Origin of the sequence: Sorangium sp. So ce836 (assembly GCF_028553905.1) — a bacterium.
In the GTDB taxonomy this organism is placed as follows: domain Bacteria; phylum Myxococcota_A; class Polyangia; order Polyangiales; family Polyangiaceae; genus Sorangium; species Sorangium cellulosum_D.
On the sequence record NZ_CP102233.1, the window covers coordinates 5,724,177 to 5,744,335 of the forward strand.

General features: G+C 73.1%; 11 protein-coding genes. 8 read left to right on the top strand and 3 right to left on the bottom strand.

The features are described 5' to 3' along the window. Positions 1–56 precede the first annotated feature (56 nt). The 6 genes from NQZ70_RS20655 to NQZ70_RS20680 all read left to right on the top strand — a co-directional run bounded on the left by NQZ70_RS20655 (position 57) and on the right by NQZ70_RS20680 (position 14,022). Positions 57–1,406, top strand: coding sequence for a radical SAM protein (locus NQZ70_RS20655; protein WP_165374075.1), 1,350 nt, complete (start codon positions 57–59; stop codon positions 1,404–1,406). Positions 1,407–1,473: 67 nt separating this feature from the next. Next, positions 1,474–2,514 carry a TauD/TfdA family dioxygenase gene (locus NQZ70_RS20660; protein ID WP_237245466.1) on the top strand — a complete coding sequence of 347 codons (1,041 nt, stop codon included), beginning with the start codon at positions 1,474–1,476 and terminating at the stop codon, positions 2,512–2,514. An 85-nt stretch (positions 2,515–2,599) separates the two neighbouring features. Then, positions 2,600–9,787 carry a non-ribosomal peptide synthetase gene (locus NQZ70_RS20665; RefSeq protein ID WP_129575742.1) on the top strand — a complete coding sequence of 2,396 codons (7,188 nt, stop codon included), beginning with the start codon at positions 2,600–2,602 and terminating at the stop codon, positions 9,785–9,787. Continuing rightward, on the top strand, positions 9,784–11,394 hold the full coding sequence (locus NQZ70_RS20670; protein WP_129575743.1) for an MBL fold metallo-hydrolase: 1,611 nt from the start codon (positions 9,784–9,786) through the stop codon (positions 11,392–11,394). The genes NQZ70_RS20665 and NQZ70_RS20670 overlap by 4 nt, the downstream gene beginning before the upstream one ends. 59 nt (positions 11,395–11,453) lie before the next feature. Next, positions 11,454–12,422, top strand: a complete 969-nt coding sequence (locus NQZ70_RS20675; protein ID WP_165374653.1) for an aldo/keto reductase family protein — start codon at positions 11,454–11,456, stop codon at positions 12,420–12,422. Between the two features lie 316 nt (positions 12,423–12,738). Beyond that, on the top strand, positions 12,739–14,022 hold the full coding sequence (locus NQZ70_RS20680) for a hypothetical protein (protein ID WP_129575745.1): 1,284 nt from the start codon (positions 12,739–12,741) through the stop codon (positions 14,020–14,022). An 87-nt stretch (positions 14,023–14,109) separates the two neighbouring features. Here the strand turns inward: NQZ70_RS20680 and NQZ70_RS20685 are convergent, their stop codons facing one another. Next, positions 14,110–14,634 (bottom strand): GNAT family N-acetyltransferase, encoded by a 525-nt coding sequence (locus NQZ70_RS20685; RefSeq protein WP_129575746.1) that lies wholly within the window; start codon positions 14,632–14,634, stop codon positions 14,110–14,112. A gap of 936 nt (positions 14,635–15,570) precedes the next feature. On the opposite strand from NQZ70_RS20685, the gene NQZ70_RS20690 reads away from it, so the two are divergent. Continuing rightward, positions 15,571–15,852 carry a hypothetical protein gene (locus tag NQZ70_RS20690; RefSeq protein ID WP_129575747.1) on the top strand — a complete coding sequence of 94 codons (282 nt, stop codon included), beginning with the start codon at positions 15,571–15,573 and terminating at the stop codon, positions 15,850–15,852. A 19-nt stretch (positions 15,853–15,871) separates the two neighbouring features. Further along, positions 15,872–16,207: a DUF6968 family protein gene (locus NQZ70_RS20695; protein WP_129575748.1), complete on the top strand. Its 336-nt coding sequence runs from the start codon at positions 15,872–15,874 to the stop codon at positions 16,205–16,207. A gap of 64 nt (positions 16,208–16,271) precedes the next feature. Here the strand turns inward: NQZ70_RS20695 and NQZ70_RS20700 are convergent, their stop codons facing one another. Together NQZ70_RS20700 and NQZ70_RS20705 are read right to left on the bottom strand one after the other, a co-directional pair. Continuing rightward, positions 16,272–18,209: a TrkH family potassium uptake protein gene (locus NQZ70_RS20700; protein ID WP_129575749.1), complete on the bottom strand. Its 1,938-nt coding sequence runs from the start codon at positions 18,207–18,209 to the stop codon at positions 16,272–16,274. A gap of 80 nt (positions 18,210–18,289) precedes the next feature. Beyond that, on the bottom strand, positions 18,290–19,765 hold the full coding sequence (locus NQZ70_RS20705) for a sensor histidine kinase (RefSeq protein ID WP_129575750.1): 1,476 nt from the start codon (positions 19,763–19,765) through the stop codon (positions 18,290–18,292). Positions 19,766–20,159: the final 394 nt, after the last annotated feature.

The following is a 20,159-nucleotide window of genomic DNA, read 5'->3' on the forward strand; positions in this document are numbered from 1 at the left end:
AGCGGTGAAGAGAGGAATGGACGATGGCCGATAGGACCGTATTGGAGCGACTGGGAATGGGTCGTCTCCCGGGTGATTTCTTCGAGCAGCGGACTGCGCGGCAGTTCCGGTTCAGGATCTTCGAGGACGTGGTCAAGGCCTGCTCGCGGCCTTCGCGGTACGACGACGCCGCGCTCCCCTGGCTCCGGTCGCTCTATGCGAGCACCCCGAGCGTGGCGCTCTACGCCCACGTGCCGTGGTGCGTCGAGGAGTGTACGTACTGTTATTATTGGGGGAAGATCGATAAGCGCTCGGAGATGCAGCGCTTGCTCGAGGCGGAGCGGGCCCACGCGCGGCTCATGGACGAGCTCTGCGGCCTGCGCGAAAAGAGCGTGCCCTCGATCTATTTCGGCGGCGGCACGCCGACGGTCCTCCCGCGCGACATGCTGGAGGAGCACCTCGCGTTCTTCACGAGCTACCGCCTGACGCCGGACGCCGAGGTCTGCGTCGAGGCCAGCATCGGCACGCTCGGGCGCGAGAAGCTCGACGTGCTTGAGCGGTACGCCACGCGCCTGAGCATCGGCGTGCAGGCGTTCAACGACCGGCTCCTCGGCATGGTCGCGCGCACGTTCTCGCGCGAAAAGGCGATGGACGTGCTGCGCGAGGCGATCGCGCGCATCCCGTCGGTCAACATCGACCTCCTGTACGGGCTCAAGACGCAGACGCGCGCCGAGTTCCTGGAGTCGGTCGAGACCGCGATCGCGCTGGAGACGCCGTCGATCACGCTCTATCGCCTGGAGGTCCGCGACGATCCGCCGCTCGTGCGCGAGTACGAGGCCGACCCGGGCGCCTTCCCGAGCGAGGTCGAGTGCCGCGTGATGCGCGCCGAGGCGAAGGCGCTGCTCGAGAGCGCCGGATACCGCGAGAACCTCGTCGGCTGGTTCCTCAAGCCGAAGGTCGCCGACACAAAGGTCTACCGCGAGCGGTGGGAGAAGCAGACCCCGTGCGTTGCGTTCGGGCCGCACGTGCAGAACTACGGCCCTGGCCACTTCTATATCAACGTCGACGACAAGGAAGAGTACATCGCGCGCGTGAACGCCCGCTCGCTGCCCATCGGCACGAAGTACGAGCTCGGGCCGCTGGAGCGGATGTACATCCTGGTCCTCGCGCTCTGGAAATCGAACCGCCCGGTCGATCTCGCCGAGCTGCGCGCGTCGTTCGACGACGCGCTCGTGCAGCGGTTCGCCGCGTCGACCGCGCGGTACGTCGACTGGGGGCTGCTCACGAGCGCCGGGGCGGTCCTGTCGCTCACCCCCGCCGGGGAGTCGCTGCTCGAGTGGCTGCTCGGCGATCTCATCCAGCAGCTCTCGACGTCGCGCCCGGCGCCCGAGCGGCTGGATGACCGCCGCTCGCTCCCGCTCTTGTGATCATGGAAGCGACGGGCAGGCGCGCGAGGCGCGGTGACGGGCAACTCTATCTCTCCGGGAATTCGTCATGAGCATCTCCAATCGGCCGCTCCGCGGCGATCGTCGTCGAGAAGTGGTCCTGTCGGGCGCGGCGCTCGTCGACGTCCGCCCGTGGAGCGAGGCGCGCTCGGTGCTCGCCGTCGCGAGCCCCGCCGCCGCGGCGGGCTACGTGGATCTCGCCGCGTGGATCCGCGCGCACCGGCCGCGCGTCGACGCGCTGCTCCTGGAGCACCGGGCGCTGCTCTTCCGCGGCTTCGGCGTCGACGCGCCAGAGCGCTTCGCCGAGGTCGTGGCCGCGGCGTCGGACGGCGATCCGCTCGACGCGCCCGGCGACGAGTCGACGCCCCGGGCCGAGGCGGGCGCGAAGCGGGTCTACGCCTCGACGTTCTACCCGCAGCACCAGACGATCGACATGCACAACGAGGGGGCTTACTGCTTCACGTGGCCGCGGAAGATCTTCTTTTGCTGTATCACCGCGCCCGGGGGGCGCGGCGAGACGCCCATCTGCGATGTCCGCCGCGTGCTCGCGCGGATCCCGCTGGAGATCCAGGCTCGCTTCGAGGCGAGGGGCGTGCGGTACGTGCGCAATTACAACGCGGGTGTCGGGCTGACCTGGCAACAGGCGTTCTATACGGACGACCGGGCCAAGGTCGAGGCGTACTGCAAGGCGCACGCGATCGAGGTCGAGTGGCTCGACGGCGAGCGGCTGCGCACCGTCGCGGTCCGGCCCGCGGTGCAGCGCCACCCGATCACGGGAGAGCGGCTCTGGTTCAACCACGCGGCGTTCTTCCACCTCGCCGCGCGCGAGGCCGACGTGCGGCAGGCGCTCGTGTCGACCTACGGAGAGGACGGGCTGCCCTTCCAGACGTTCTATGGAGACGGCTCACCGATCGATCCGGCGGACGTGCGGACGATCCTGGACGCCTACGACGCCGAGAGGATCCTGTTCCCGTGGGCGCGCGGCGACGTGCTCCTGCTCGACAACATGACCGTCGCGCACGGCCGGGAGCCGTTCGAGGGCGCCCGCCGCGTGGTCGTCGCGCTCTCGGAGCCGCAGTCCGTGTCGTGAGCCGCGCGCGGCGCGCACCTCCAGGACCGCCGCGCGCCGCGGACGCGGGGAGACTTCGTGCTGAGCACCATGGACCGGGGATACGATGGCTAGGCAAATTCAGACACCGGCGCCCGACGAGCAGGTCATTCGCGGCTTTCGGCTCTCGCCGCAGCAGAGGCGGCTCTCGTCCGCGCGGACGGCGCCGGAGGCGCGCTTCGTCTTCGTGGTCGACGGGGTCTCCGGGGAGGGCGGCGCCGCCGCGGTGATCGCGGAGCTCGCCGGCCGGCACGAGATCCTCCGGACGCGGTTCGCGTGCCTCGCGGGCATGGCGCACCCGCTGCAGGTCGTGCTCGAGGCTGCGCCGGCGCCCGTCGTCATCGCGCCGCTCGCCGAGGGCGAGACCGAGCCCGCGCTTGTCGCGCGCACGAAGGCCGCGCTCCCGCCGCCCCCCGCCGGCGGCCCGGAGACCACGTGGGCGATCGCGCGCGCGGGCGGCGCCCGGTGGGTCATCGGCCTTCGGACGTCGGCCCTGTGCGCCGACCGCGAGACCGCGGGGCACCTGGCGACCGAGCTCTGCGCCTTGGCAGCGACGCGCGCCGGGCACACCCGCGACGATCTCGAGCCCGCCGTGCAGCACGCCGATTACGCCGACTGGGTGGCCGAGCTGGCGGCGTCCGACGAGGCCGTCCCCGGGATCGCGCACTGGCAGCGGCATCGGTCGGTCGAGGCGTCGGTCGTGCCCGGCCTGGACGAGCCCCCGTCCGAGGGCGCGATCGACCGGTCCTTCGAGGTCGACGCCGCGACGCTCGCCGCCCTGGAGCGGGCCTCCGCCGAGCGCGGCGCGTCGCTCGAAGCCCTGCTGCTCGCCGCCGTCGCCGCGACGGTGGACCGTCACACCGGCCGCGGCGAGGTGCGCCTCGACGTGCTGCTCGGCGGCCGCGAGCTCGCCGACCTGGCGGGCGCGGTCGGCCCGTTCGCGCAGCTCGCGCCCTTTTCAGCGCCCGTCGGCGCCGGCGCGACCTTCGCCGCGCTCGCGGCGGACGTGCACGCGCGCCTCCGGGAGCACGCCCAGTGGCAGGCGTGCCTGGGGGCGCGCGAGGGCGAGGAGACCGCGGAGGGGCAGGGGACCGCGGGCGTCGCGTTCTGCTTCGAGCGCGCCCCGGCGCCGGCCGAGCGCGCGGGCGTCACGGCCCGCGTCGCGGCGTGCGAGGTGGACGAGCCTGCGGCCGGCATCCGCGTCGGCTTCACGTGGTCGCCCGAGGCGCCGCGGCTCGCGTGCGCGCTGCGCTTCGCGGGGGCGCGGTACGGCGGCGCGTTCGCCGACCTGTTCGCGGAGCGGCTCGCGACGCTGATCGCGTCGGCGAGCAGGGAGCCGGATCGCTCCGTGGCGCGGCTCGATCTCGTCGGGCCCGCCGAGCTCCGGCGGCTCCTCGCGCTGGGGGACGGCGGGGGCGATCCCGCGGCCGCCGGGCGCACCGTCGTCGACGAGATCCTGGAGCGGGCGGCCGGGCGCCCGGAGCGCGTCGCGGTGACGGCCGGCGGCGCGAGCCTCACCTACCGCGCGCTCGAGGCCCGCACCCGCGCCGTCGCCTCGGCGCTCGCGGCGCGCGGGGTCGGCCTGGAGTCGCGCGTCGTGGTCCTGATCGAGCGCTCGATCGATCTGATCGTCGGCATCCTGGGCGTGCTGCGCGCCGGCGCGGCGTACGTCCCCGTCGACCCGAGCTACCCCGAGGCGCGTCGGCGCTTCCTCCTCGAGCAGGCGACCACGCAGGTCGTGGTCGCGCACGCGGCGACCGCGGATCGCGCCCCGGCGGCCGACCTGCTCCTCGTCGACGCGGCCCTCGACGCGGCGCCCGCGGCGTTGCCGGGGCCCGCGCCCGGCTCGCTCGCGTACGTGATCTACACCTCGGGCTCCACGGGCGAGCCGAAGGGCGTCGAGGTGACGCACGCGAACCTCCACGCCTCGATGCGCGCCCGCTGCGCGCTGTTCGGCGAGCCGACCGAGCGCTGCCTGCTGCTCTACTCGTTCGCGTTCGACAGCTCGGTCGCGCCCATCTTCAACACGCTGTGCGAGGGCGGCACGCTCGTCATCGCCGAGGAGGGCGCGCAGCGCGACGCCGCCGCGATCGCGCGGCTCATCCGCGAGCACAGGATCACCGTCACCTACTGCAACCCGAACCTGTGGGGCGCGCTGCTCGACGCCGTCCCGCAGGCCGAGCTCGCGCTCCACAGGTTCGCGATCGTCGCGGGCGAGGCCTGCGTGCCGGCCCTCGTGCGCAAGCACGTCGAGCGCCTCCCGGGGACGCGGCTGCTGAACGAGTACGGCCCGACCGAGGCCACCGTCTGGTGCACGGCGCGCGCGTGCCTGCCCGAGGACGCCGCGGCCGCCCGCGTCCCGATCGGCCGCCCCGCGGAGAGCGCCCGGATCTACGTGCTCGACCGCGACCTCCGGCCGGCGCCGCTCGGCGCCGCGGGCGAGATCTACGTCGGCGGGCTCGGCGTCGCGCGGTGCTACGCGCGCCGCCCGGACCTCACCGCGGAGCGCTTCTGCCCCGATCCGTTCGCGGGGGCGCCGGGCGCGCGGATGTACCGCACCGGGGACCGGGCGCGCTTCCGGGCGGACGGCGCGCTCGAGTTCATGGGGCGCGTCGACGACCAGGTGAAGGTGCGCGGCTACCGCGTCGAGCCCGCCGAGATCGAGGCGGTGATCGGGGGCTCCCCGGCGGTGCGCGAGGCCGTGGTCGTCGCGCGCGACGACGGCGACGGCGCCCGGCTCTACGCCTACCTCGCCGTGGACCCGGGCGGCCCCTCGGACGACGACCTGCGCGCGCGGATCGCGGCCAGGCTGCCCTCGTACATGGTGCCGTCGGCGTTCGTGCGGCTCGATCGCCTGCCGCGCACGGTGAACGGCAAGGTCGATCGCGGCGCCCTGCCGGCGCCGGTCGCGCCCGCGGCCCCGGCCAGCGTGGCGCCGCGGACCGAGACCGAGCGGGCGCTCGCGGAGATCTGGTCGCTCGTCCTGCGGGCCGAGCGCGTCGGCGTCGACGACAACTTCTTCACCCTCGGCGGCGACTCCATCCGGAGCATCCGGGTGCAGGCCCAGGCGGCCCGGCGCGGGCTCCACTTCACGCCGGCGCAGCTCTTCGATCACCCGACGGTGCGCTCCCTCGCCGCGTGGCTCGACGCCCACGGCCGCGGCGCCGCCGGCGGCCTTGCGCCCCTCGCGCCGTTCGCGCAGCTCCAGGACGCCGACCGGGCGCGCCTGCCGGCCGACGCCGAGGACGCCTTCCCGCTCACCGAGCTCCAGCTGGGCGTGCTCGCGCATAGCCTGGGCGAGCCGGGCTCGGTCTTTTACCACGACGTCGCGAGCTACCACCTGCGGGCGCCGTTCGACGAGGCCGCCTTCCGCCGCGCGCTCGGCGAGCTCGCGCGGCGCCACCCGGCGCTCCGGTCGACCGTGGATCTCACCGGCTTCAGCGAGCCGCTGCAGATCGTGCGTGCCGGGGCCGAGATCCCCGTCGAGCTGCACGACTGGACCGGTCTGACCGAGGCCGCGCAGGCCGTCGCCCTCGCGGAGCACCTCGAGCGGGCGCGCGCGGGCGGGTTCGACCTGCAGCGCGGCCCGTTCCTCCGGATCTCGGTCCATCGCCGCGGGCCGGGCAGCTTCCAGTTCACCCGGGCGCAGCACCACGTGCTGCTCGACGGCTGGAGCTCGGCCCAGATGGTCACCGAGCTCTTCCAGCTGTACGCGCGGGAGCTCGGGATGGACGTCCCGGCGCTCCCGCCGCCCCCGCGCGTCGGGCAGCGCGAGTGCGCCGCCCTCGAGCGGCAGGCGCTCGCGTCGGAGGCGGCGCGGGATCACTGGCGGCGGGCGCTCGAGGGCGCCGCGCTCGCGCCGGTCGCCGCCGCGCCGGCCCCGACTGGCGGCCGGCCGCAGGAGGCGCCGGTCCGCAACGTGCGCGAGCGGGTCGCGGCGCCGGTCCACGCGGGCCTCGCGGCGCTCGCCGCCGACCTCGGGGTCCCGCTCAAGACCGTGCTCCTGACCGCCCACCTCCGCGTGCTCGCCTACCTGTGCGGCCGCCGGGACGTGGTCACCGGGCTCGTGGTCAACTGCCGCCCAGAGTCCGAGGACGGCGATCGCGCCGTCGGGATGTTCCTCAACACGGTCCCGTTCCGGGTCGCGCTGGGGCGCGGGAGCTTTCGCGATCTCGTCCGGCAGGTCCACGAGGCCGAGCGCGCGATGGACGCGCACCGCCGGTACCCGCTCGCGCGGCTCGTCCGGGAGAACGGCGGCGAGCCGCTCTTCGACGTCCTCTTCAACTTCGCCCATTTCCACGCCTACGACGCGGCGCTCTCGATCCCGGGGCTCACGGTCCTCGACGAGCACGACGTCGGCGAGGCGCCCCTCGCGCTCTCGGTCGCGTGCAGCCTCAGCCCGGCGGACGGCGGCCTGTCCATCCTGTTCAGCGGCAACGCGTCGCTCTTCTCGGACGAGGACATGCAGCTCGTCGCGGGCGCGACCCGGCGCGTCCTCGACGCCATGGCGCGCGCGCCGGAGGGCGCCCACGCCGAGCTCGATCTGCTCACCGCCGAGCAGCGCGCGCTGGCCCTCTCGAACGGCGCGGTCCGCGTCGAGTGGCCGGGGCCGATGCGGATCGAGGCCCTCGTCGAGGCGCAGGCGCGGAGGGCGCCGGAGGCCGTCGCGGTGTGGGCCGGCGACGAGCGCGTCACCTACGCCGGCCTGTGGGCCCGCGCCTCCGCCGTCGCGGCCGAGCTCGCGCGCCGCGGGATCGGCCGCGAGGGCCACGTCGGGATCTGCATGGACCGGTCGGTCGACACGGTCGTGTGCGTCCTCGGCGTGCTGATCGCCGGCGCGGCGTTCGTGCCGCTCGACCCCGAGTACCCCGCCGAGCGGATCGCCTACGTGATCCGCGACTCGGCCTCGTCGGTCGTCCTGGTCGACCGCCGCGGCGCCGAGAAGGTCGCGGGCACCGGGGTCGAGGCCGTCGTCGCCGCGGACTTCGCGCGCGATCCGCGCCGCCCCGCGCCGCCCCGCGCGGCGCCGGATCGGCGCTCGCCGGACGACGCGGCGTACATCATCTACACCTCCGGCTCGACCGGGCAGCCGAAGGGCGTCGTCGTGCCGCACCGGCAGCTCTGCAACAACCTGCTCTGGCGGCAGCGGCGCTTCCCCCTGGCCGAGGGGCACCGGTTCCTGCACCGGACCTCGCTGAGCTTCGACATCTCGCTCTGGGAGCTGTTCGCGCCGCTCGTCGCCGGCGCGACGATGGTCATCGCCCCCCCGGGCGTGCAGCGCGACGCGATGGCGCTCGCGCGCCTCATCGTCGCCGCGGAGGTCACCGAGCTGTGGTTCATGCCGCAGCTCCTCGATCACTTCCTCGCGGAGCCCGACGCGCGCCGCTGCGCGGCGACGCTCCGGCGCGTCTTCGCGGGCGGCGAGGCGCTGGCGCGGAGCACGCGGGACCGGTGCTTCGCCGTGCTCCCGTCCACCGAGCTCGTGCACACCTACGGCCCGACCGAGACCACCATCGACGTGACCCAGTGGCCGTGCGCCCGCGCGTCGGACGTGGTCCCGATCGGCCGCCCGATCGGGAACGCGTCCTGCTACGTGGTCGACGAGGATCTCCGCCTGATCCGGCCCGGCGCGATCGGCGAGCTCTGCATCGGAGGCGTCGCGGTGGCCCGCGGGTACTGGAACCGGCCCGGGTTGACGGCCGAGCGGTTCGTGCCCGACCCGTTCTCCTCCACGCCGGGCGCGCGGATGTACCGGAGCGGCGACGTTGTCCGCCTCTTGCCGGACGGGCAGATCGAGTTCGTCGGCCGCCGCGACGGGCAGGTCAAGGTGCGCGGCTACCGCATCGAGATCCAGGAGGTCGAGGCGGCGCTCCTCGCGGCCCCGGGCGTCCGCGGCGCCGCGTGCGCGGTCCGGCGGGACGCGGCCGCGGGCGGAGCGCACCTCGTGGCGTACGTGGTCCTCGACCCCGGCGCGACCGCGGCGTCGGTGGCGGCCGCGCTCGCCGCGCGCCTGCCCGAGCACATGGTGCCGGGCGAGCTCGTGGCGCTCGACGCGATCCCGCGCATGCCGAGCGGCAAGGTCGACCGCGCCGCGCTGCCCGCGCCCGCGGCGGCCGCCGCCGAGATCGCGCCGGCCGAGCCCGAGGACCCGGTGGCGCGCGATCTCGTGGAGATCTGGCGCGGCGTGCTCGGCCGGCCCGCGATCGACCCGCGCGCCGACTTCTTCCAGCTCGGCGGCGACTCGCTCTCGGCGATGCGGATGATGCTCCGCGTGCGCGCCCGGTTCGGCGTCGCGCTGGAGGCCTCGGCGCTCTACGCGCGGCCCACGATCGACGGCCTAGCCGCCGCGATCCGCGCGCGGCGCCCGTCGGAGGCGACCGCGCTGGTGCTGCTCGAGGACGGCCCCGCGGACGCCGCGCCGCTCTTCCTGGTCCACGCCGCGGGCGGCGGCGTGGACATGTACCGCGAGCTCGCCTTCCGCCTCGGCGGCCGGCGGCGCGTGTACGCGCTGCGCGCGCCGGGGCTCTCCGCCGAGGCCGCGCCCACCGCCGCGTCCACCGTCGAGGCGATCGTCGCGCCGTACCGCGCCCTGATCGAGCAGGTCTGCCCGAGCGCGCGGCTGCTGCTCGGCGGCTGGTCGCTCGGCGGCGTGCTGGCCTTCGAGCTCGCGCGCCAGCTCGCCCATGCCGGGCGCGACGTCCCGCTCGTCGCCTTGATCGACAGCCGGCCGCCCGGCGTCGCGCCGCCCCTCGACGAGGGGGCGCTCGTCGGCGGGTTCGCGGCCGACCTCGGGCTCGTCGGCGGGTTCGCGGCCGACCTCGGGCTCGTCGGCCCGACGCTGTTCGCGGATCTCGTCGCGACCGAGCCGTCCGGTCGGCTCGACCTCGTGCTTGCGCGCGCGAGGTCGAGCGCGGTCCTGCCCGAGGACGTGCCGGACGAGCAGATCCAGCGGATGTACGCGGTGTACGCGGCCCACGTCCGCGCGGCGTCGGCCTACGAGGGCGCGCGCTTCCCGGGCGCGCTCCTCCTGCTGCGCGCGACCGCGACCCTCGCCGACCCCGCCGAGGCGGCGCGCCGGTGGCGCGCCCTCGCCGGGGTCGTCGAGGTGCGCGACGTCGAGGCCGACCACGCGAGCGTCCTGCGCGCGCCCGCCGTCGCCGCGGTCGCGCGCGCCATCGAGGCGCGATTGCACGACGCAGGGCTCAATCCATCCCCCAGCGCGCCCGTGCCCGGGCCAGGCGTGGAGCATTCATGAGAAGCGACGAAGTCCATCTGAGGCCCAATGCCATCGCCGAGCCGCTCTTCAACCAGTGGTATGCGTGGATCTACCTGATCCCGCCGCCGAGCGCGGCGATGTTCCTCGCGAACAGCCACGTGAAGCTCATGCAGTCCTTCGCGGAGGACCCGCAGATCCACGTCGCCGCGCTCACCAACCCCGCGCTCGCCGGCGGCCCGTTCATCGGCCACGGCGCCGAGGCGGCGGGGGCCGTCCGCGCGCTCGCCGAGCGCACGGTCCGCGAGCGCGCCCGGCTCCTCTCGCTCGCGGACGCCATTCACGAGCTCGACCGGCTCGTGGCGGAGCGGGGCGACGGCATGTCGCTCGAGCCGCTCTACGCGCAGATCCCCGCGCCGCTGCGGGGGATGGTCGAGCTGACCTACGACGTGAACGGCCAGCCCGCGGTGCGCTACTTCGAGCCGCTGTTCTACGACAGCGAGTATTACGAGCCGGCCGCGCAGAGCTTCGCCATCTTCCTCGCGGCGAGCGACGTCCGCGGCTACGGGCTCAGCACGCCGCGGCTCCCGCGCCCCGGCGTGCTCATGCTCGACGTGCCGTTCGCGTCGGAGCACCTCGACGCGCTCTTCCGCATGCGCCACACCCCGGGATCGTACGGCGAGATCCGCGAGCGGCTCGGGGTGAGCGCCGGGGACGAGCCGCTCTTCCGCAGCTTCTTCTCGGCCGAGCGGCCGCCGCGCCGGCCGGACTACCGCTCTTCCGAGCCGCGGCTCACGTATTATGGCCACGCGTGCGTGCTGATGGAGAGCGCGTCGACGAGCGTCCTGTTCGATCCGATCATCGCCTACCAGCACGGCGGCCCCGGCGAGCGCCTCACGCACGACGATCTGCCCGAGCGGATCGATTACGTCGTGCTGACGCACAACCACCAGGACCATTGCCTGCTCGAGACGCTGATCGATCTGCGCCACAAGATCGGCACCATCGTCGTCCCGCGGAGCAAGGGCGATTGCCGCGTCGACCCGTCCTTGCGCCTCGCGCTCGAGCGGATCGGCTTTCCGCGCGTGCTGGAGCTCGGGCCGATGGAGTCCTTGTCGATCCCGGGCGGCCGGATCACGGCGCTTCCGTTCCTCGGCGAGCACGCCGACCTGGACATCCGGACGAAGGCCGGCTTCGCGGTCGCGATGGACGGCCGCACCGCGCTGTTCCTCGCGGACTCGAACAACCTGGATCCCAAGCTGTACGACCGGATCCACGACCGGATCGGCGACGCCGACGTCCTCTTCATCGGCATGGAGTGCGACGGCGCGCAGATGAGCTGGCTCTATGGCCCGCTGCTCACGAAGCCGCTCCTGCGGAAGCACGACAAGTCGCGCCGGTTCACGGGCTCGGATTTCGAGCGCGGCTGGCCGATCGTCGAGCGGTTCCGGCCGAAGCAGGTTTACGTCTATGCGATGGGGCAGGAGCCCTGGATGGGGCATATCATGGTGATGCAGTACACGCCGGAGTCGCGCCCCATCGTCGAGTCGGACAAGCTCGTCGCGCGGTGTCGCGAGGCGGGGATCACCGCCGAGAGGCTCTATGGCTGCAAGCGGATCAGCGTGGGCCGCGGGGGAGGGGAGCCGTGATCGTGGCGACGGATGAGGCCGCCTCGCTGCCGCCGCCTGCGGTCGGCGCGGGCACGGGGATGAGGTATCGCCAGCTCGGGAGGAGCGGCCTTCGGGTCTCCGAGATCGGGCTCGGCTCGTGGCTCACGTACGGCTGGCACGTCGAGAGGGAGCGCGCCGTCCCGTGCATCCGCCGCGCGTTCGAGCTCGGGATCAACTTCCTCGACACGGCGAACGTGTACGGCCGCGGCGCTTGTGAGAGCTTCCTGGGCGAGGCGCTCCGCGGGGTCCCGCGCGACAGCTACGTCATCGCGACGAAGGTCTTCTTCGCCATGAGCGACACGGATCGCGGGCTGTCTGCGGCGCAGATCCACAAGCAGATCGACGCGTCGTTGCGGCGGCTCCGGACGGACTACGTGGATCTGTATCAATGTCACCGCTTCGACCCCGACACGCCGCTCGAGGAGACGATGACCGCGCTCACGGAGGTGGTGAGGCAGGGCAAGGCCCGGTACATCGGCTTCAGCGAGTGGACGCCCGCGCAGATCCGCGCCGCGGCGGCGATCCCGAACGTCGTGCGGTTCGTGTCGAGCCAGCCGCAGTACTCGATGCTGTGGCGCGCGCCGGAGGCCGAGGTCATCCCGCTGTGCGAGGAGCTCGGGATCGGGCAGATCGTGTGGTCGCCGCTCTCGCAGGGCGTGCTCACGGGGAAGTACCTGCCGGGCAAGCCGCTGCCGCCCGAGTCGCGGGGGGCGACGAGCGTCGGCGGCACGTCTCCGGCGGGCTCGTTCCTGTACCGTCGTTTCCTGGAGCCGCGGGTCCTCGAGATCGTGCAGCGGCTCCGGCCGCTGGCCGCGGAGGCCGGCCTGACGCTCGCGCAGCTCGCGATCGCGTGGATCCTCCGCCAGCCGGGCGTCGCCTCGGCGATCATCGGCGCGACGCGGGTCGAGCAGATCGAGGAGAACGCGCGCGCCGCGGGCGTGACGCTCGATCCGTCGCTGGTGCGCGCCGTGGAAGACGTGCTGTCATCGCTGCACGCCGGTTCCTGAGCGCCTTCGCGCTGACGTTCGCGAGCGCGCCTTCGCGCTGACCTTCCCGAGCGCACCTTCGCGCTGACGTTCGCGAGCGCGCCTTCGCGCTGACCTTCCCGAGCGCACCTTCGCTGCCCCCGCGCGCGGACGCCGCCAGGCTCCGGTCCCCGCACCCCTTCGCTCCGCTGGAAAGCTGCGCGCAGCGCGCCGCCGTCGGCCCTGTCCTTGACACGCCCTCGCGCGCAGTTTAAACGTTTGTTTGAAACGTTTGATCGTTTGGAGCCTGCCGGAGAGCCGCGGCTCCTGGTTCGGCCGTGCAGAGCGGAGGTGTGCGATGACGTGGTGCAAGACCGTGCGCAGCGCGCGGGGCGCGGCGGCGCTCGTGCTCGGGGTGATGGGAGTGACGGGCTGCGGGGACGATGAGCAAGCGCCCTCGCCGTCGGGGTCGGAGGTGACATGGTATCGGGACATCCAGCCGCTCGTGGAGCGCTCGTGCGCCTCCTGCCACGACGGCGCGGGCGTCGGCGGGGTGGCGCTGACGGACGCCGCGACGGCGCAGCGGCTTGCGAAGCTCATCGCCCTCCGGGTGAGCGACGGGGACATGCCGCCGCCGGTGCTGGATCCGAGCTGCCGCAGCTACGAGGGCGCGGAGCGGATGAGCCTCACCGTCGAGGAGCGCTCCCGCTTCGACGCCTGGGCGCGCGACGGCGCGCCGCTCGGCGATCCGGCCGATGCGCCCCCGCCGCAGCGCGCGAAGGACACCATCGAGGAGCCCGATGCCACGCTCGAGATGCCCGAGGCGCACGACGTCACGCTCGACGACGACGGCAACGAGTATTTCTGCGCGATCATCGACAACCCCTTCACGGAGCCGGCCTGGATCACGGCGTTCGAGGCGATGGTCGGCGATCCCGCGGTGGTGCACCACATGGCCGTGTATCGGGATCTCGCGGGCGATGCGGGCGTCGGATACGGCGTCCCGCCGGGGACGCGCGCTTTCCCGTGCCGCGATCCGGTCATCGAGCTCGACTGGCAGCTCCTCCACAGCTGGGCGCCCGGCGTCGGGGTGACGCGGCTGCCGGAGGGCGCCGGGGTCCGCGTCGAGCCGGGCGAGCAGCTCGTCCTGCAGATGCATTATTTCGGGCGCCGGGGCACGAGCGCCCGCGATCGATCGGGATACCGATTGGAGCTCTCGCGCGAGCCGCCCCGCGCCGAGGTCACCATGGATGTCTTCGGCCCGGTGCCCTTCACGATCCCCGCCGGCGTCGAGGGGCACACCGAGCGGAGCAGCACGCAGAACGAGGGCCCGCCGCGGCTCGTCTACGGCCTGTTGCCGCACATGCACCTGCTCGGCCGCTCTTACCGGGCCTGGGTCGAGCGCGACGGCGGTGAGGAGGAGTGCGCGGCGCGCGGCGAGTTCGAGTTCCACCACCAGGCGCTCTACATGTTCGACGAGCCGCTGCGCTGGGGGACGGGAGATCGGTTCGTGGCCGAGTGCACCTGGGACAACGCGGCCGAGAGCGAGGGGCAGTTCCAGCTCCCGCCGCAGGACGTGCACTGGGGGGAAGGGACGAATCAGGAGATGTGCTTCATGGTCGCGTATCTGTCGGACGAGTGATCTCCGGGCGCCGCGCTGACGTGCTCGAGGGCGACCGCTGGCCGCGCGCGCCGCTGCGCGCGGGGAGTCGGCGCGGGCCGCGGGCCGTCATGTCGCGCCGAGATCGAGCCGCATGGCGCAGCGCTGCGCCGGGTCGAGGCCTTGACGCGCCTCGTTCTTCAGGATCGCCGCGAGCCGCGCCGGCGTCTCGGCTGGCGACAGCTCGCGAAAGCCCATGGTGGCGTAGAACGGCCCATTCCAGGGGACGGTCCGGAACGTGGTCAAGGTGATCGCCTGGAGCTTCGCGCTCCGCGCCCACGCGATGACGTGGCCGAGCAGGCGCCGACCGAGCCCCTGGCCCTGGCGTTCGAGCGCCACGTCGAGCTCGCGGATGTGAAGCTCGTCGCCGATCGCCTCGGCGCCCAGGAACGCGATGGGCGCGCCGGCGCCGTCGTCGACGACCCAGAGCGTCCCTGCCCGGAGCGCATCCCGCCAGCCGTCCGCCGGCGTCACGCTGGCGAGGGTGTCGAGGTTGAGGTCCGTCCCCCGGAACGCCTCGCTGGCCGAGCGCTCGATCGCGGGGAGGTGAGGGAGATCGGACTCGATGGCTGGCCGCACGAACGCTGATGTCATGGCGTGGCGATGGCTGGAGCGTAGCCTGATCGGCCTGCCTGAGATACCCGATCGGCGCGGCCTGGCCGGCATCGCTTGCGATCAGCGGCGCCCGCTCCGCCCTGACGTCGCGCGCGGGGTTCCGCGATGCCGAACGAGCCCGGGCCGATGCCCGCGAGCGCGGGGTAGGAACCCTCGCCACGGCCCCGCCGCGCTCAAGCTGCCTACGTGATGACGCCGAGGACATAATTGCGGCCTGGATTACCGTTGACGCCGCCTTTCGATTGGGAGAACCATCCGAGCCGGGGGGAGGCATGGGGCACGGACGGAGGGTGATGGCGCGCGCGCTCGCGGTGTGCGGCTCTTTGTGTACGCTCGTCGCCGCTCCAACCTCGGTGGCCGCTTTCGAGCTCAGCGGCGGCGTGAGCGTGGGCGGGATCCAGATCGGGACCGGTCCCAGGCTGGCGCTGAGTCCTTTCGTCGGCTTGCTCTGGCGCCAGGAGAAAGAGCTCCTGCTCGAAGTCCACAACATGTTCAGCGTCGTTCCAGGCGCGCGCGTGGGGGCCTGCGATCGAACCGCAGTCACGCTCGTGCACGCCTGGAGGACCGGCAATGTCAGTCTGGGTCCTTCCTTGTCGATTTATTCGATGCCGGTATGTGGAGCCACGGTCTGCAACCGGGTGGTGGGGGTAGCTTCGGGCGGCCACGCCCAGGCCGACTTGTACTTCTCCGAGCGTTTTGGGGCGTCCGTGAGCGCCAATGTGGATTGGGCTGGCGGGAGCAGCCGTGTGCTTCACGGCGATCTGATGGCGATGGTTACCGCCGGGCCTGTTTGGAGATTTGGGGATGTCACGAAGACTGTAATAAGAATTACAGTACTCAGACCTGTCGCAAAAAGTGCAACGACGAATACGCCTCGTGTCTTAGGGAATGCGGTCGAGACTGCTAGGAGGGCCGATGCTTGAGCTCGTTACGGTATTTACGCCCGCAGATGGGAGCCCGCCTCGAACCATCACCCTCCGGATCAGCGACGTGCGCCCTGATCCAGATGGCTTCACGTGGTCCGTCGCCGTTGACGTGCTTGGGTTCAAGTATGATGATAGTGTGCGCCTGAAACAAGTGGACTGGGCGACCGCAATTGAGGATGCCGGGCGGTTCATCAAGCGGATGGTGACGGACAAGGTGGAGCTTGCGGGCGGAGGAACGCTGGAACCGCCCATTCTTCCTCCGGAATCATGAGTCTTGGCTGAGCGACCCCATGGATATGCACATGTCTCCAAGAGTTCTGATACGCACGCTCCAGATGGCCCTGGGGGGTTCGGACGTCGTCTGCGACATCGTCGTTCGTATCGCGTTGCCAGAGCGCGATCCCGTCACGGGCGGGGATTTCCGGGTGCTCGTTGAGATCGGGGGATTCGATGAACCGTACTCTCGCCATGTACATGGCGTCGACGAGCTCCAGGCGTTCCTCGCGGGGTGCTGGCTCGTGCCGCAAATCCTGAATGCCCTTGCCCCACCTGGCGCCAGGTTGACATGGCTCGGGGAGGACGACCTCGGGTTCGGGGCATCTCCTGCAGCGGCCATCCCGGCTTGACGCTGACGTCGCTGGTGCTCGGGCCACTCACTCGCCCCCCGCTCCTGCTCGCCCCGCCCCCCGCTCACCCGATCCCCACGCGCTCCTCCGGCAGCCGATAGCTCCGCGCCCTCGCCTGGTTCGCCAGCGCCAGCGCCAAGGTCAGCGGCCCGATGCGCCCGATGAACATCGCCAGCGTGATGACCAGCTTCCCCGGCGCGCTCAGCGACGGCGTGATGTTCGCCGACAGCCCGACCGTGGCGAACGCGCTGACCGTCTCCAGGGCGAGCCCCATCGGGTTGTGCGGCTCCAGGGCGAGCATCACGAGCAAGAACCCCGAGACGAGCACCACCATCAGGAACGCGACCCCGAGGGCCCGGCGCACCGTGCCCGCCGGGAGCGTCCGGCCGAGGAGGCTCGGCGCCTCGTCGCCGCGCAGCTCGGCGCGCAGCGTCGCGAACAGCGCGGCGACCGTGGTGACCTTGACCCCGCCCGCGGTCGAGCCCGGCGCCCCGCCGATGAACATCAGCATGCACGTGAGCATCCACGTCGCCGGGCCCATGAGCCCGTAATCCACCGTGTTGAAGCCTGCCGTCCGCGTCATCGCCGACTGAAAGAAGCTCGCCAGCACCTTCACCGGCCACGACAGGCCGCCCATCGACCGGCGCCACTCGAGCGACAAGAAGCCCGCGGCCCCGACCACGAGCAGCACCGCCGTCGTGATCAGCACGACCCGGCTGTGCAGCGACAGCCGCGGCGGGCGCTCGCCCCGGAGCCGCAGCCGCGCCCGGCGCAGGAGCTCGTCGTGCACCGGGAAGCCGAGCCCGCCGAGGATCACGAGCGCCGCCACCACGAAGGACACGGCGGGCGAGCCGACCAGCGGGACGAGCCCCTCCCGGAAGAGGGAGAAGCCCGCGTTGCAGAACGCGCTGACCGCGTGGAAGACGGCCGCCCAGAGGTGATCGCCGGCGCCCGAGAGGGGCTCCCCGGCGACGGGCCCGGAGGCGATCGGGTGGTGGGGCAGGAAGCTGAACAGCAAGGCGAGCGCGCCCACCGCCTCGATGCCGAGCGTGAACAGGACGATCGCGGCGACGTTGCGGCGGAGCTGGGCGAACGACTCGGCGTCGATCATCTCGGCCATCACCGCCGCGTCGCGGAGCCGGAGCCGCCTGCCGGCCACGATGGCGAAGAACGTCGACAGCACCATGAGCCCGAGCCCGCCGACCTGGATCAAGAGGAGCAGGACCGCCTGGCCGAACGGCGTGTACGTCTCGGCGACGTTGTGCACGGCGAGCCCGGTCACGCACACCGCGCTCGCGGACATGAACAGGCCGTCGATGAACGAGGCGTGCTCGATGTCCCGGAGCGACTGCGGCAGGGTGAGCAGGAAGCTGCCCAGCAGCGTGGCGACCCCGAACGACACCACCATGAGCCGGGCCGGGTGCTCCGCGGCCGTGGCCAGGAGCCGCTCGAGCGGCCTGCGTCCCAGGAGACCCCCGAGCGCCACGAAGAACGCGAGCACCGTGTATGTGCGGTAGAGCGCGACGACCCGCTGCCCCGGATCCCCGGCCGGCTGCCCGAGCACGAGGAGCCACTTCTCGCCGAGGCACGCGAGCAGCAGGACGAGCGCGAGCAGGAACAGGGCGAGCCGGGGCTTCCTACCCTGGACCCTGGCACCGGCGAGCGCCTTGCGCAGGCGCTCCAGCGAGACCACGGCCGCGATCCACGCGGGCACGAGCAGCGTCTCCACCGCGGTCAGTGCGGCCGAGGCCCGCGGCGCGATCGCCAGGGCGAGATCGAGCCCGAGGAGGGCGGCGCTGCCGGCCAGCAGGGAGGCCGGCCGCATCCACGCGGCGCGCCGCCGGGGCGGGACCGAGACGGCGCCCGCGGCGGCGACCCCCTTCGCGGGCTGCGCGAGCATCGAGGCGACCGTCAGCTGCGGCGGGGCAGGTTCGCCGGGCAGATCGGCGCGCGGCGCGCTCGGTCGCGACGACGGGCTCGGCGATGGATCCACGCGCCGCATTCACGCCGCCGCGACCGCCGGTGTCAAGCCGCCGTCCCGGGCGGTCCACGCGCCCGCGACGGCGGCGGCGGCGCGCCCCGTCAGGAGGCGCGCGGCAGCTCGACCCGGAACACCGAGCCGGCGCCGGGCTCGCTCTCGACGAGGAGGCGGCCGCCGTGCGCCTCGACGATGCGCTTCGCCACGGCGAGCCCGAGGCCCGTCCCCGGGATCGCGCCCGCCGACGCCTTGAGGCGCCGGAACGGCTCGAAGAGCTGCGGCAGATCGGTCGGATCGATCCCGACCCCCCGGTCGCGGACGGCGATCTCGGCGCGGCCCTCGCCGCCGTGGACCGTCACGTCGACCTGGCCGCCGGCGGGAGAGTACTTGACCGCGTTCGAGAGGAGGTTGTTCAGCACCTGCTCGATCCGGGTCGCGTCGCAGCGGACGGGCACCGGCGCCTCGGGCAGCGAGAGCTCGATCGGGTGCTCCGGCGAGACCGGGCGGTAGAGCTCCACCGCCTCCTGCGCGAGCTCGCGCAGGTCGCGCTCCTCGGCCTTGAGCTCGAGCTTGCACGCCTCGATCTGCGACGCGTCGAGGAGATCCCCGACCATGCGCTCGAGGCGATCGACCTGCCGCCCGACGAGCGCCATGGTCCGCTGGACGCGCGGATCCGGCGGGGGGCCGTCGAGGCTCAGGAAGCTCACGGACAGCCGGAGCGCCGAGAGAGGGTTCCTGAGATCGTGCGCCACGCCGCCGAGGAACGCGAGCTGCGCCTGCCGCTGGCGCTCGAGCGACTCCGCCGTGCTGTTGAAGGCCCGCGCGATGTCGTCGAGCTCGCGCGGCCCGACGAGCGGCGCGCGCGCGGCGCGATCCCCGGCGCCGTAGCGGCCGATGGCCTCCTGGATCGCGACGATGGGGCCGTAGACGAGCCGCCGCGCGCTGAGGAGGACCAGGGACGCGCCGGCCATGAAGAAGAGGACGGCCGCGACGCCGGCGGAGGTCGCGCGCTGGCCCAGGCGTGCGACGAGCGCCTTCGACGCGCTGGCCTGCTCGAGGTTGATCGCGACCAGGCGATCGAGGGCCCTGAAGGCGTCGTCGAAGGCGAGCGCGTCCACGGCGGGCGCCGCCGCGGCCGGCGAGGGGGGAGGGCTCTCGGCGTCGGCGGCGCGGCGCTGGGCGAGGTACGCGTCGACGCGCCGCTGCGCGTCCTCGAGGACGCTGCCCTCTTCCGGGCTGCTCACGTAGCGGTGCGCCTCCGCGAGGCCACCCCTCAGCTCGCGCTCCCACGCATGGTCGTCGGCGATCACCCCGAGGCTGCCGAGCGCGGCCCTCCGGCTGATCTGGTGCGCATCGAGGAAGAGGTCGACCTGCAGCCGGTCCGCCAGGCGGACGCTCTCGCTCGCGTCGCCGAGGATCTGGGTGGCCTGTTGCATGGTCGTCGAGGCGACCAAGAGCGCGGCGACGACGGCGATCGCCGTGCCCGTGAGGAGACATGTCGCGACCGCGAGGAGCGTGCTCAGGCTCAGCTGCCTCGGCTGGCGGAGCTCCTCTGGTCGCTGCGTCGCAGTGGATGCCATGAACCCGCTTGATCCGGTTTCGCGCCCGAGGCAAATCCGGCGCGCTCCTCCGGCCGCCCGCCCGCTGGCGCCCCGGCGACCTCGGTGCACAGGTCGCCCGGGATCGGGGCGCTCCCCCGCGGGGGTGCGGGTGCTCCTCGATCACGCCCGGCTGCGGCGCTCCCGAGGAGCCAGGTCGTGCTGAACAACATCTCCATCTCCTGGAGCGCCGAGGCACCGGCCCGCGCCGCCTCGCCCGAGGTGGGCATCAGCAGCTCGTGACCCTCCGCGGCCGGTCGAGAAGTCGACCTGGCTGACATCGCCCCTCCGACCGTGCTGCCGGGCCGAGATCGCGGTCGATGGAGAAATCGCGATCGCTCAAGAAATGGTGTTGCAATGGTGGACCAAATCTCAT

Excerpts from the sequence above, each read along its gene's own strand:
- NQZ70_RS20665 (WP_129575742.1), top strand. The coding sequence starts at position 2,600 with ATGGCTAGGCAAATTCAGACACCGGCGCCCGACGAGCAGGTCATTCGC.
- NQZ70_RS20695 (WP_129575748.1), top strand. The coding sequence starts at position 15,872 with ATGGATATGCACATGTCTCCAAGAGTTCTGATACGCACGCTCCAGATG.
- NQZ70_RS20700 (WP_129575749.1), bottom strand. The coding sequence starts at position 18,209 with ATGCGGCGCGTGGATCCATCGCCGAGCCCGTCGTCGCGACCGAGCGCG.
- NQZ70_RS20675 (WP_165374653.1), top strand. The coding sequence starts at position 11,454 with ATGAGGTATCGCCAGCTCGGGAGGAGCGGCCTTCGGGTCTCCGAGATC.
- NQZ70_RS20680 (WP_129575745.1), top strand. The coding sequence starts at position 12,739 with ATGACGTGGTGCAAGACCGTGCGCAGCGCGCGGGGCGCGGCGGCGCTC.
- NQZ70_RS20660 (WP_237245466.1), top strand. The coding sequence starts at position 1,474 with ATGAGCATCTCCAATCGGCCGCTCCGCGGCGATCGTCGTCGAGAAGTG.
- NQZ70_RS20705 (WP_129575750.1), bottom strand. The coding sequence starts at position 19,765 with ATGGCATCCACTGCGACGCAGCGACCAGAGGAGCTCCGCCAGCCGAGG.
- NQZ70_RS20690 (WP_129575747.1), top strand. The coding sequence starts at position 15,571 with ATGCTTGAGCTCGTTACGGTATTTACGCCCGCAGATGGGAGCCCGCCT.
- NQZ70_RS20655 (WP_165374075.1), top strand. The coding sequence starts at position 57 with ATGGGTCGTCTCCCGGGTGATTTCTTCGAGCAGCGGACTGCGCGGCAG.
- NQZ70_RS20670 (WP_129575743.1), top strand. The coding sequence starts at position 9,784 with ATGAGAAGCGACGAAGTCCATCTGAGGCCCAATGCCATCGCCGAGCCG.
- NQZ70_RS20685 (WP_129575746.1), bottom strand. The coding sequence starts at position 14,634 with ATGACATCAGCGTTCGTGCGGCCAGCCATCGAGTCCGATCTCCCTCAC.